The organism is Flexivirga meconopsidis (genome assembly GCF_026162425.1).
In the GTDB taxonomy this organism is placed as follows: Bacteria; Actinomycetota; Actinomycetes; order Actinomycetales; family Dermatophilaceae; genus Flexivirga; species Flexivirga meconopsidis.
This window is the reverse complement of sequence record NZ_JAOBQJ010000003.1, coordinates 137399-150430: the sequence shown is the minus strand read 5'-3', so window position 1 is coordinate 150430 and position 13032 is coordinate 137399. Positions and strand designations below refer to the sequence as shown.

Annotated in this window: 9 protein-coding genes; 1 reads left to right on the top strand and 8 read right to left on the bottom strand. The window is 69.6% G+C overall.

Translation table 11 applies throughout. The annotated features are described in order from the left end of the window. Positions 1-12: 12 nt before the first annotated feature. The 3 genes from N2M23_RS10425 to N2M23_RS10415 are packed head-to-tail and all read right to left on the bottom strand — an operon-like array spanning position 13 to position 2998. Positions 13-1233 (bottom strand): beta-ketoacyl-[acyl-carrier-protein] synthase family protein, encoded by a 1221-nt coding sequence (locus N2M23_RS10425; RefSeq protein ID WP_265445342.1) that lies wholly within the window; start codon positions 1231-1233, stop codon positions 13-15. Beyond that, positions 1230-2438, bottom strand: a complete 1209-nt coding sequence (locus N2M23_RS10420; RefSeq protein WP_265445340.1) for an aminotransferase class I/II-fold pyridoxal phosphate-dependent enzyme — start codon at positions 2436-2438, stop codon at positions 1230-1232. The genes N2M23_RS10425 and N2M23_RS10420 overlap by 4 nt, the downstream gene beginning before the upstream one ends. Further along, complete coding sequence (locus tag N2M23_RS10415) at positions 2435-2998, bottom strand: anthrone oxygenase family protein (RefSeq protein WP_265445339.1); 564 nt, start codon at positions 2996-2998, stop codon at positions 2435-2437. Before N2M23_RS10415 ends, N2M23_RS10420 begins: the two co-directional genes overlap by 4 nt. 225 nt (positions 2999-3223) lie before the next feature. Here N2M23_RS10415 and N2M23_RS10410 point away from each other — a divergent pair, with 225 nt between their 5' ends. Next, entirely contained in the window at positions 3224-6421 is a 3198-nt protein-coding gene (locus tag N2M23_RS10410; RefSeq protein WP_265445338.1) for an ATP-binding protein, read from the top strand. Between the two features lie 29 nt (positions 6422-6450). Here the strand turns inward: N2M23_RS10410 and N2M23_RS10405 are convergent, their stop codons facing one another. The 5 genes from N2M23_RS10405 to N2M23_RS10385 all read right to left on the bottom strand — a co-directional run bounded on the left by N2M23_RS10405 (position 6451) and on the right by N2M23_RS10385 (position 12855). Then, the gene (locus N2M23_RS10405) at positions 6451-7455 is read right to left on the bottom strand and encodes a hypothetical protein (protein ID WP_265445337.1); all 1005 of its coding nucleotides are present in this window, start codon (positions 7453-7455) and stop codon (positions 6451-6453) included. A gap of 37 nt (positions 7456-7492) precedes the next feature. Beyond that, positions 7493-8314, bottom strand: coding sequence for an NmrA family NAD(P)-binding protein (locus N2M23_RS10400; RefSeq protein ID WP_265445336.1), 822 nt, complete (start codon positions 8312-8314; stop codon positions 7493-7495). Between the two features lie 183 nt (positions 8315-8497). Next, positions 8498-9784 carry an alpha/beta fold hydrolase gene (locus N2M23_RS10395; RefSeq protein WP_265445334.1) on the bottom strand — a complete coding sequence of 429 codons (1287 nt, stop codon included), beginning with the start codon at positions 9782-9784 and terminating at the stop codon, positions 8498-8500. Next, entirely contained in the window at positions 9781-11277 is a 1497-nt protein-coding gene (locus N2M23_RS10390) for an FAD-binding protein (protein WP_265445333.1), read from the bottom strand. The genes N2M23_RS10395 and N2M23_RS10390 overlap by 4 nt, the downstream gene beginning before the upstream one ends. A gap of 30 nt (positions 11278-11307) precedes the next feature. Then, positions 11308-12855, bottom strand: coding sequence for a flavin-containing monooxygenase (locus N2M23_RS10385; protein WP_265445332.1), 1548 nt, complete (start codon positions 12853-12855; stop codon positions 11308-11310). Positions 12856-13032 lie beyond the last annotated feature (177 nt).

Below are 13032 nucleotides of genomic sequence, written 5' to 3'. Positions count from 1 at the left end.
TTCCCTTTCTGGTCAGCCGACCACGACGGATGCGTTATGCCCGCCGAAACCGAAGGAGTTGGACAGCACAGGTGCGCGGCGCACCTGGCGGGGGGTGTCGTGCACCACGTCGAGGCCGAGCTCGGCGTCGGTCGTGGCGTGGTTCGCGACGGGCGGCACACGACCCGCTGCGAGGGCGGAGAGCGATGCGATGACCTCGGCGGTGCCGGACGCGCCGAGCATGTGTCCGGTAACCCCCTTCGTCGCGGTGACAGGCGGCACCGCCGCGTCACCGAAAACACCTCGTAACGCTCGCGCTTCGGCGGCATCGTTCAACTTGGTGGACGTGCCGTGCGCGTTGACGTGCCCGATGTCGGTGGTCGCGCAGCCGGCGTCGCGAAGGGCACCTCGCATGGCGTCGATCGCGCCGAGCGACTGCGGGTGCGGCGCGGTCAGATGATGCGCGTCGGACGTCGCGGCATACCCGAGCAGGCGGCCGTGGACAGTAGCGCCGCGGGAAATCGCGTCCGCCTCCCGTTCGAGTACGACGAACGCGGCTCCCTCACCCATGACGAACCCGTCCCGGTCGACGTCGAACGGTCGACAGGCAGCCGCCGGCGCGTCGTTCCGGGTGGACAACGCGTCAAGGGTTCCGAACGCGGCGATGGTGACCGGGCTGATCGTGGCCTCGCAGCCGCCGGCTAGAACGACGTCCACGACATCGGCCCTTAACAGCGCCCGAGCCAGGCCAAGCGCGTCGAGCCCGCTCGCGCAGGTGGTCGCCACTGTGTACGCCGGACCGGTCCAGCCGAAGGACATCGCGATGTTGGCGGCGGCCGCGTTAGGCATCGTCAGCAGCGGCATCAGCGGGCTCACGCCCCCGGCACCGCGTTCGGCAAACTTCACGCTCTCCTTGTCGCTGGTGGTGCGGCCACCGACAGCGTTGCCGACGACTATGCCGACGCGGCTTCCGCGCATCGCCCCGATCCCCGCGTCGTCGATCGCCTCTCGGGCGGCCGACAGCGCATACTGGGTGAACAGGTCACTGCGTCGAAATGCCTTACTGTCAACACCATTCGGCGCTTCCAGTGACGGCACCTGACAACCGATCCGGACGCGATGGCGGGTCGCGTCGAAGCGGTCGATGGGTGCGGCCGCAGAGCGTGCGGCGAGCAATGCGTCCCAGAACGCATTGACGCCGCAGCCGGCGGGGCTGACCACCCCGCGGCCGGTGAACACCACTGGCGCAGTCATGCTGCCAGGCCCTGTGCCTGCGCCGCGGCGGCGAACGCGCCCAGCGCCTCATCGATGTGGTCGCGGTTGTGCGCCGCCGTGATCGCGATGCGCAACCGCGCCATACCGGGCTGTACGGCGGGAGTCACGACCGGTAGGCCGACGACGCCGTTCTCCCTGCACCGGGTCGCGTAGTCGTATGCGGCCTCGTCGCTGCCGATGATGAGCGGCACGATCGCGGTCTCGCTGTCGCCGACATCGATGCCGATCTCCCGCACCTTGTCGCGGAAGCGCGCCGACTCCTGCTGGATCAACGTCACCCGATCCGGTTCGGCGTCCAGCACGCGCAGCGCCTCCAGCGCGATCGCGGTCTGCGCCGGCGGCAGCGCCGCGGAGAAGAGGAACGGCCTCGCGGCATACCGCAGGTGATAGGTCAGCTCGGGGGACCCGACCACCCAGCCGCCCACGGACGGGATGCCCTTGGACAGCGTGCCGACCTTGATGTCGGCGCCGCCCGGCATATCGAAGTGCTCCTCGATGCCGCGCCCGGTGGCGCCGATGACGCCGAGCCCGTGTGCCTCGTCCACCATCAGCAGTGCCCCGTGCCGGTCGCAGACCTCGCGCAACTGCGGTAGCGGCGCGATGTCGCCGTCCATCGAGTAGACGCTGTCCACCACGACCAGTCGCAGGCCGTCGCCGGTCAGCGCGGACAGCCGGCGGTCCAGGTGTTCGGCATCGTTGTGCCGGAAGCGCACCACGTCGGCACCGCTCAGGTTGCAGCCGTCGACGATGGAGGCGTGATCCAGCTTATCGACCACGACCGTGTCACCCGGCCCACAGATCGCACCAATCACCCCCACGTTGGTGGCATAGCCGGATCCGAAAACCAACGCCGACTCACGGCCCAGCATCCGGGCAACCTGCGCCTCGAGTTCGTGGTGCAGCGGGGTGGTACCGGCCAGCGCCCGCACCCCGTGGGCGCCGGTGCCAAAGGTCGCCATCGCGGCGGTCGCAGCATCCGCCAGCCGCGGGTCGTGCGCGAGACCGAGATAGCTGTAACCGGACATCATCAGTAGGCGTTCGCCCTCGACATCGACATACGGTCCGCCGGGCACCGGCCGGTAGGGCATGAAGCTGTTGCGCCGATGGGGCGTCGACTCGAGGCGCCCCACCCATCGCTGGGTGCGTTCGGCCCGCGCCTGGAGGAGTTCGCGGGAGGTGGTCATCGCGAGCCCGTCAGGTCGCGCTGCCGCGGGGCCGGCACGAAATGCTGTTTGCCGTCCACGTCCTGCCCACGGCCCCGAATCAGGCCGACCGCGCCGGCGATCAGCAGCGCGGCGCCGATCGCGGACAAGACCGCGCGGACGCTGTTGGCGTTGGTCCAATTGTTGAGGTAGTCATGCCAGAGTTGGGCGGCCGAGGGGTCGTGCGCGTTGACGGCGGCAAGCTGGTCGTTGAGCGGAACGTTGTAGGCGATGGTCAGGCCGAAGCCGAGCAGGTAGAACGCCCCGCCCGTTGCCGCGACCAGATCCCATCGGGTGCGCCGACCGCGAAAGGCACTGGCCACGAGGTAGACGCCGGCGAGGGCGCCCCCGAAGAAGCAGATCATGAACGGCGGCTGCACGGCGTCGCGGTTGAACTGCTGCATCTTGAGGATGCCGCTCACGTCACTCATGCGCCGAAAGTCCGGCATGAGCTTGGCCGAGAAGAGGATGTAGACACCGGCGGTGACGGCGCTGCCGACGGCACCCGCCGCCGCGATGATGCCTCTCGCGCGTGACTTCATGGACTTGGGTCCTTCCCGATCGATGATGCTTGCGGTGGTGGCTGCCTTACGTCGACACCATCCGCCGGTGCCGCAACACCGCCGCAATGTCGTGACGAGATCGGCGGTATGACGCCCGCCGCGGCGCAAGGTCGGTATCCTCGGGCTCGGCGCCGGACCGGCGACCGGTGGGGTGGTCGCCGAACCCGTTGGCTGGTGCCCCGACTACGTCCTGGGGGAAAAGCCGTGACGCGACATCGGTTGCGCCTCGTCGGAGAGGTGACGATCGTCCGTTCCGACGGACGGGAATTGCGGCTGCCCAGTCCCAAATCGCAGGCTGTGCTGGCCCGGCTAGTGATCGACCGGGAGACCGGCGGTTCGGCGCGCGACGAGCTCGCGGCGGTCGTCTGGCCGGACGGCGCGCCGGACACGTGGAGTTCGGCGCTGCGGAGCATCCTGACCCGGGTGCGACGCTTCCTCGCCGAGGCCGACGTCGGCGACACCGACATCGAGTCCCGCAATGGCCGGCACCTGGTGCGGCTGCCGGCCGCGCTGGAGGTCGACCTTGAGGAGTTGTCCGCATTTGTGCTGGACGGCGAACGATCCGCCGAGCCCGATCCCGCTCGGGTGCAGATCCTGCTGGCCACACTCGAACGGTCCTTCCTGCCCGACAACACCAGCTCATGGGCCGACGAGACCCGGTCCCATATCGATGAATTACGCTCCAAATGCTACGAATTCGCCGCCCTGCAGCTCACCAAGGCCGGCGATTTCGCGCGGGCGGAGGCGATCGCACGTACCGCAGTCGAGGCCGCCCCGTTGCGGGAAAGCGGCCATCGGGCGTTGATGCGCGCCCAACTCGCGGCCGGCAACCGGGCGGACGCGCTGCGGACCTTCGCCCACCTCAAACGGTTACTGGTCAGCGAGCTCGGGGTGGCCCCGTCCGAAGCCACCGGACAGGTCTACCTGACCGCCCTCGGCACCGACGCGGGCGAGCAACGCCGGTCGCGGGACACCGGCACCGATGCACCGTTCGTCGGCCGCTTGGACGACCTGCGCGCGCTCACCGCGACCTGGCAGTCGGCCGAACAACAGCCCCGGCTGATGCTGGTCACCGGGGAGCCCGGCATGGGCAAGACCCGCCTCCTGCAGGAGTTCGTCCGCACCGCGTTGACCCCCGAGGACACCGCGATCTGGTGCCACGGCAAGGCAGCGTCACCGGCGCACTCCGCACTCGCTGAGGGAGTGCTCTTCCTGGCCGACGCGCTCTCCGCGGAGCCCGGCGAGCAGGTATCAACGGCGACCGAGGCGGTGCGCAGGCATCGCTTCGGCGAGGATGCCGACACGCTGCTGTCCGCGGCTCTCAAGCGGGCGGTAGTCGCACTTGCCGTCCACCACGGCCCCCTGCTCGTCCTGCTCGACGACGTGCCTGCGATCGACGACGTCAGCCTGAGGGCGTTGTATGACGCCGTGGTCGAACACCCGGCACTGCCCATCACCATCGTCGCGACCTCTGACCCGACCCAGGCGCTGAAACCGGGCCGGGCCGCACTGCTGGCCGCCGGCGAGACGGTCTGCCATACCCAGCACCGCGCACTGCGCCGGCTGGGGCCCTCACAGGTGCACGAAATCACCTGGCAACTCGCACCGCCCGAGGAGGGCGACGAGCGGTCGGTCGGCGAACTGGTCCGCCGGTCCGGCGGCAATCCCTACCTGCTGCTGTCGCAGCTACGGCCCGACGGCGCCGGGGTCGACACGCTCAGCTACTACTGCAGCCGCCGTCTCGACGGGATCAGTGGTTCGAGCCTGCGCTTCCTGCAGGTCGCCGCTACCTCAGCCGACTCGTTCGAACCCGAAATCATAGGTGCCGCAGCAGGATTCGATGATGCGACGACTTCGATCGCGGTCCAGGAGCTGAGCCGGCGCCAGTTGCTGATGGACGGCGACCAGCCCGGCACCTGCGGGTTCGTGCACGGCCTGGTCCGTGAGTCCATCTACCGCGATCTGCCCGAGTCGCAGCGCCGCAGAATGCATCAGCAAATCGCCGACCAGATCTGGAGCCGGCGATCCCACGTGATCTCCCGTTACGCCGACGAGCTCGCCATACATCTGGAAGGAGCCGGTGAGTCCGGACAAGTCGCGGCCGACGGCTACCTGCTGGCGGCCAGTCGTGCACGCTCGGTAGGCGCCGACCGACGAGCCGAGGAACTCCTGCACCGGGCGCTCAATGCGCTGCCGGAGTGCGATGGGCGGCGCGCCCAGGTCAACCTCGACCTCGGCGAGCTCGCCCTGGCGTCGGCCCGGTCCACCGCGATCGGACACATGATGAGCGGGGTATACGACGCCATGGCCGGCAACTCGGTGACCACCGCGCTCTCAGCGACGTCGATGCTGGCCGACGCCTACACCGCCGGCGTCCGCGACACGAGCGACCTCGGCCGGCAGCACGATCTCGTCGCCCTGATCGAGATGATGAGCGAGCAACTCGAGCGGGTGCCCGACGAGGAACTGCGGACGATGACAGCGCCCGCCCTCGCAGTCGTGGCCCACGGCATACGGCTCCAGGCCGCGGGCAGCACCGGGTTGCAGGCACGACTGACCGAGCTGTGTCTCGACCGGGTACGCGGTCCGGTCACCCCGGTCGATGCCACTCCCGCCGAGCGCTTCGCTCGCGATCTCGGCACGCTGGCCGACCATGTCGGCGACCGCGCCGCGTCGATCGCCGCAGGCGAGCACGGGCTCGCCTGCGCCTCGGTGCTCGGCTCGGCCGAGCGCTACGCGGTACACCGCGGTGCGCTGTGCAACAACGACGCGACCGACACGGTGACGCGATCCGAGGCAGCCCGGAGCGGACGAGACACCCCGGCGCAGTTCGCGGCCGACCATCGACAGCTGTGGGCGAACGCGCTCCTGCGACAGAGCCTCGGTCTGCAGGGCGCCGGCGTCGGGCGGGACCCTCGCGAACCGGGGGACATCGCGGCGGCGCACCTGCTATCCGGGAGGGGCACCCAGGCCAGACACGCGGTGGCGGTCGAGTTGCGCCGTCGCCGCGACCGCCACTCACCATTCGCCCTGTACGACGAGGGTCTCCTCGCGTTGACGGTCGTCCCGACCGGCTCGGAGGCCGAACTGCGCACCGTGCAACACCGACTCGACGCGTGGGCGGGCCTGACCTGTGCAGCCGGCCACGACCTCTATGCCGGGCCGGTCTCGCTACACCAGGGCCGGGTGGCCGCCCGTCTGGGGTCGTTCGACCGAGCCGAGCGGGAGCTCACCAACGCACTGGAGCAACTGGCGACCTGGGATCACACCGATCTGTGGGTGGCGCTGGCGTGTCACGAGCTGTCCCGAGTGATGCTGGCCAGGGGTGAGCGCGGCGACGAGGCGGCCGCCGACGAGTTGGCACGTGAGGCCCGTGCGCTGATCGCCGACGCGGTCGGCTGACATCGGCGTTCGCCCACGTCAGCGGTTAGTCAGCCGGCGCGTTCGAAGGTCCCCGACGGCGCGGCGGTCTCGAAACCGGGCAGCCGCCGGTGCCACCGCCGCACGAGGTCGGGGCGTGGCTCGGCGCTGGTAACGATCAGGCTCAATCGGCTGGCGCCGACCAACCATTCCAGGCCGATCACGGACGATTTGTCGAGATGCTCGACATCGCGCAGCAGCAACACGGTCTCCGCAGCGGCGGAGAGCTCCTGCAGCGTCTTCAGCAGGTCGTCCAGTCGCCGGTGGACCGGCCGGGAGGTGACGCCGTCGGCTGTGCCCGGCACGGCCGGCCAGCGCGCCCGATCGACCGGACGCCTGCGGGCATACGACTCGACGAGCGCCTGCAACGCGTGCAGTGGCCGGCTCCGATCGCCCAGCACGGCTCGGTGCGAGAGCACCAGGCGCCCGCTGTGGTGCGCAGCGATCAGGAGACCGGCCAATTGCTGGTCGACGACTGCGGGGTCGCCGGTCAATTGACGTACCCGCCCGCGGCGCGGGAGGTCTGCGACGACCGCCGGTTCCGGGGTGCGTAACGCCCAGGCGAGCAGCGGGCGGTCGGCAAGCGCCCCAGCCGCACGGAGCTGCGCCAAGGCCAAGACCGGTTCGGCGCCGCCCTCTCGGACCCTGGTCAGCTCCCACCGGCCGGCCACCATGGGGCCAATGACCGGCGCCAACTGCGCGCCGACGAGTAGTCGCCGGGGCTCGGCAGCCAGCAACCGCCCGGCCAGGTCGGTCGGACCGTGGCCAGGCGGTTGCCCGCAACTGTCGATGGGTAACACCACGGCCGAGTCGGTGCGGGACAGGCTCCGCAACCAGCGGGCCACTGCGAGCACCGACGGCACGACGGCTGACCGGCCCGGACCGGCCGCGGCCGGTCCGGGCCGGCTCGACCACTGCGACGGCAGCAGCTCACCGACCGCGCCGGTGGCGCACACGAGCACCGTCCGCGCAACCGGCTCTACGCCGGCCGACGGTGGCTGGAGGTCCAGGTCCATGGGACGAGGTCGTGGTCGGCGCCCGGCTTGCCGGCGGTCAGCCGACCGGCTGCGGCTGGGCGTCCCAGACGCCGGTCGCCGCGGCCTCCCGCGCGTACTCGCGGAAGTCGCGCGGCGCCCGGCCGAGCGCTCGCTGCACGCCGTCGGTCACCGAGGCGTTGCGACCGTCAAGGATGAGCGCGAACAGGTCGGCGAAGTCGGCCGGCAGACCTTCTTTCTCCAACTCGGCGACATACTCCTCGTGGGTGACCGGGGTGTATTCGATGTCCCGGCCGGTCGCGTTGCTCAGCTCGCGGGCGACCTCGGTGAAGGACAGTAGCCGAGGCCCGGACAACTCGTAGAGCTGGCCGTCGTGACGCTCGTCGAGCAGTGCCTCGGTCGCGACGTCGGCGATGTCGTCAGCGTCGACGAACGGCTCGACCGCGTCGCCCGCCGGGATGTTGATGTGGCCGGAGCGCACCGGGTCCAGGAAGAAGCTCTCGTCGAAGTTCTGCATGAACCAGTTGCAGCGCACGATGCTCCAGGCGAGGCCGCTGCCCTGCACTACCTGCTCGCACTCGACAGCACCTTCCTCACCGCGCCCGGACAGCAGCACCAGCTTGCGGACGCCAGCCTTCTTGGCGTGCTCGCAGAGTGCGGAGATCAGTGCCGGCACCCCGGGAAATGCCAGGTCCGGGTAGTAAGTCACGTAGGCGGCGGTGACGCCGTCCAGTGCGGCGTCCCAGGTGGATTCGTCATCCCAGTCAAATGCGGGTGTGGTAGAACGCGATCCGACTCGGTGGTCGATTCCGCGCTCCGCGAGCCGCTCGGCAACGCGCCGGCCGGTCTTGCCGGTGCCACCGATCACGAGAACGGTCATGGTGTCCAACTCCTTCGTGGGGTCTGGTGCTCAAGGAAGCGCCGTTCGGTGGCGCACGTCCAGTGCACTTCGGGGACCCATCACCGACCTATACCGGATCCATATTCGGTATGACGCAGGCCGCGTCCGGGTACGCCGAAGCGCCGGCCCGGGCGGTCCGCCCGGGCCGGCGCGCAGCTGCCGTCATACGATCCGGGAAAGCACCTCCTCCACCGCTTCGGCGACAACCTCGGGTTCCTCGAGCGGCAGGCTGTGACCGGCAAACGGCACCACCCGCACTGACGTGCCGAGCAGCTGCGCCGTCTGCTCGACGCCCGCGCCGCCGACCACCTTGTCCTCGTCGCCGCGCGCGACGACGACCGGCAGTTGCAGCTGCGCACACTGCGCGGTCAGGTCGACGTGCTGGGTGGCGCGGAAGTAGGCCGCGCGCACGCCGGACGGCGTGTCCGCCAGGTCGGCCGCGATCTGATCCCTGGCGGCGATCCGCCGATCCGGGCCCATCGTCGCGGACAGGATCCGGTGCGCGAACCGCGGCCGCCGCAGCGCGGCGGTGAGGAGGGGTGAGCCCATGAGGGCGACCTCGGGCGGTGCCGCGCCAGAGTCCTGCGCTGCGGTGCCGAGTAGCACCAGACCGCCGACCAGGTCGGGTTCGTGATGTGCGAGCTGCAACGCCGCGAGCCCGCCGCCGGAGTGTCCCACACAGACCGCGCCCTCGACATCGAGAGCCCGCAGCACCCGCCGAAGGTCGTCGGCCAGCACGGTGAGGCTGACCGGGGCCGTGCCGGTGCCGGAGTCCCCGTGCCCGCGCAGGTCGAGGGCGATCACCCGCCGGCCGGCGTCAACCAGCCGGCTGCGCACCCCGTTCCAGGCGGACGCGCGCGAACCCCACCCGTGCACGAGTATGACGGGAGCCCCGTCCCGCGGACCGTGATCGTAGGTGTGCAGTCCCGCACCGTCTGCGGCTCGTACGATCCGCTCGATCGGTGGCGCGCTCGTCACTTCGGCGCGCTCCTGCGCGAAAAGCTCCGCAAGGCGGCGGAAGGCCGCGCGGGTAGCGGTCGAGTGCTCCTCACCGACATCCTTGACCCGGGCGAGTTGGCGCACCCAGCCCCGCGGCTCGACGTCGAAGGTGAACGACAGCCGGCTGCGACCAGGCCCGGTCGATTCGATCCGGAACTGCCCGACGCCACGGAAAGCTCCCGAATACCGTTGCTCCAGAAGGGATTCCGGCACGACCTTGGTCGTCCGGCCGGAGAACCGGATGCGCGGTCCGGGTTTGCCGACTCCACCGGGGAAGACCGTCATGGTGCTGACGGTGCCCTGCTGCCCGACCGGCCGCCGCGACTCGAAGGTGTTGTTGGTGTTCCACCAGGCGCCGGCGCCGGATAGCTCCTGCACCAACTGCGCCCACGTGTGGCGGGCGTCCGTCGGCAGGTCGACCGCGTCGGTCACCCTGTAACGGAGCGTCATTTGGCACTGCTCCGAGAGAACATGCCCTGGCCCGGGGTGAGGATCCCGCTCGGGTCGAAGCGATCGCGCAGCGACTTCAATGTCGTGTAGCGCGCGCCGAAGTGCCGCATCCAGTCACCGATCGACATTTCGATGGCTCCGATGATGTAGCGCTTCCCGCCGCGGTCGACCAGCCAGTCGTAGATCCGCCGGTTCTTAGCCATCGCCTCCGCCACCGGCGGCGCGTCGGCACCAGGAAAGGACAGCATGTCGAAGAAGAAGTGCACGCCCGACCGCGAGTTGCCGAGCGCGAACGCCGGCGACTTCAGCGTCTTCTCCTGCAGCGGGGCAATGATGCAGAAGCCGGCGCCGAAGTCGGCTGGGGTCAGCTGCGTCTCGACGTACTGCAGGAACTCCACCACCTTCTCCTTGGTGACCAGCAGGTTGAGCCATGGTTTCGGACCCGACCAATGGCCGCTGGAGACCATCGCCGCGGCGAACTCGTCGACCCGGAACGCCCAGCTCTGGTAGGGCATCGATGCGGTCGTGCGCCGGGAGCGCACGTCCTTGGCGTTGGCCAGCGCAGCCGGTGCGGCGGGCAGCTCGGGCGCGGTGTGGAAGCTGCCAACCTCGATCGAGTAGGCCCAGGACTTGCCGTCGTCGGTGCTGATCAGGCTGCCGGCGTGGTGGTCGAAGCAGTCGGCCTCCATCAGCGCGACGTGGTCGGCGACGAACGTCGCGGCGTCGTCGTAGTAGAGCGTGGTGATCGTCGCGGTCTGCTCGGCGGGCGCCATCGAGATGCCGAGCCGGGTGATGATGCCGAATTGGCCGGCGCCGGCCCGCACCGCGTCGAACAGCGCCTTGTTCGAGGTTGCCGAGGCCCGCACGATGCTGCCGGTGCCGGTCACGACCTCGACCCAGGTGACCAGGTCGCTCTGCAACCCGAAGCGCTGCACACCGCCGCCAATTCCGCCCACCGACACGGTGCCGCCGATCGACAAGTGCAGATAGTCGGTCAGCGCTGGCACTCGGGCGCCGACTTTCGCTGCGGCAGTGGCCAATTCGGCCCAGGTCACCCCGGCGTCGACGTCGGCGACCCTGGTGTTGACCGAGTGCACGGTGCGAAGCCCGCGGGAGTTGATCTGCACACCGCCGGCGGTGAGCGCCTGACCGAGGCAGGAATGCGACTCGAGCAGCCCGGTCTCGCCGCTCTGCCCGTTCATCGCGACCGAGATTCTCCGGTTGCGGGCGAACCGGATCATCGCCGCGATGTCGTCGGCACCGGCCGGAGTCAGGACGGCGTACGGGCGTGCGGTGCGCATGCCGCCGAAGTCGTGGCTGTAGCCGTCGACGGCCGAGGTGGTGAGCGTGCCGCGCAGCTTGGGCACCGGCATCGCCGTGGCGTCGGAGGGCAGCGTGGTGGCCCAGCTGCGGCTCGCCGGGAGCCAGGCGAGCACGGTCGCTCCAGCGGTGGCACCGATCATGGTGCGTCGGCTGACGTTGGTCGTCGTCATGGTGGTGTCCTCTCCTTGGTGAGTTGGCGCTCAGGCCGACGCCCGCACGGGCGTGGTGACGAGTGCGTAGTCCGCGGCGCGGAAGTTGCGGGTCTGCTTGCGGAAGGTCCAGGTAAAGGTCGGCCATATCGACGGGTTGTGACCGGTCGAGTCCTGGTACCAACTGGTGCATCCACCGGACTGCCACACGGTGCCCTCGAAGCGGTTCTGCAGCCATTCGACATACGACCGCTGTACCTCCTCGCGCACCTCCAGGGCGGCGACTCCGCGGTCCTGCATCGTGCGTAGGGCACCGAGCACATACTCGATCTGGGCCTCGATCATCACCGTCTGCGACGAGTGCCCGAGGGCAGTGTTCGGGCCGAGCATGAGGAAGAGGTTGGGGAAGCCGTGCACGGTCGTGCCGAGGTATGCCGACATGGTCTGGCTCCAGGCGTCGGTGAGCGACTGACCGTCCCGGCCGACGATACGGTCGGCCACCGGACGCTTCGTGGCTTGGAAACCGGTAGCCAGCACCACGACGTCGGCCGGTCGCTCGACGCCATCGGCGACGACACCGGTCTCGGTAAAGCCGGTCACCGCGGACGGCACGAGCGTCGTGTTCGAGGCGGCGAGCGCCGGGTAGTACGCGTTGGAGAAAAGGATGCGCTTACAGCCGACGGTGTAGTCGGGAGTGAGCTGCTCGCGCAGCTGCGGGTCTTCGATCTGTTCGCCGAGCATCTTCAGTGCCTGACCCTGCAGGGTCTTCTCCATCACCGCAGGACGGGACAACATCGGGATCAGCACCTCCCGGCCGTATTTATTGAAGTTGCGCCGGAACCGTTGGTAACCGGGCAGATTGCGCCGCACCCACTTCTCCCGGTCGGTGATCTCCTTGTCTGGTTTCGGTGCCACCCAGGCCGGAGTGCGCTGGTAGAGGTCGAGTGACTCGACCTGCGGCTGGATCGCTGGCACCACCTGGATCGCGGACGCGCCGGTGCCGACCACCGCCACACGTTTGCCGGTCAGGTCGATTTCGGCATCCCACGCCGAGGTGTGCACGATCCGCCCGGTGAAGTCGGCGACGCCGGGCACGTCAGGCAGAGACGGGTCGGACAGGTAACCGGTGGCGTTGACCAGCACTCGGGCGCGGTACTGCGTGTCGCCGGTGTGCACCGTCCACACCGATTCGCGCTCATCCCAACGGGCTTCGACGACTTCCTGGTTGTACCGGATTTGATCGCTGATGCCGAAGCGCTCGGAGCACTCTTGCAGGTAGGCGAGGATCTCCGGCTGCTTGCCGAACGTGTGTGCCCAGGTCGTGCTGGGCGCGAACGAGAAGGAGTAGAGCAGTGACATCACGTCGCAGGCGCTGCCGGGGTAGGTGTTGTCCCGCCAGGTGCCTCCGAGCGTGCTGGCGCGCTCCAGCACGACGGCGTCGTGGATGCCTTCCTGCCGCAGCCGGATCGCCATCCCGATGCCGGAGAACCCTGCGCCGACGATCAGCACGGCGTGGGTGTGTTCGCCCGACCCGGACAGGTCGTCCACCGGCCGGGGGCTCACGGTGCCGACGGTCCGGTCGGCGACGGTTGCTGTCATGGTGCTGCCTTTCGCTGCGGGACACGGCAGACGGGCCCGGATGGCTCGCCGTCGGATCCGAGACTGCGGGCCGCGCGCAACAGCGGCGCAACGTGCGCCGGTCTTGCGTTCGCGTTGCGCCCGGCCCGTTCACTGATCGACGTCCAGCAACGTCGCCGCGCACTGCCGGTGCGCCGG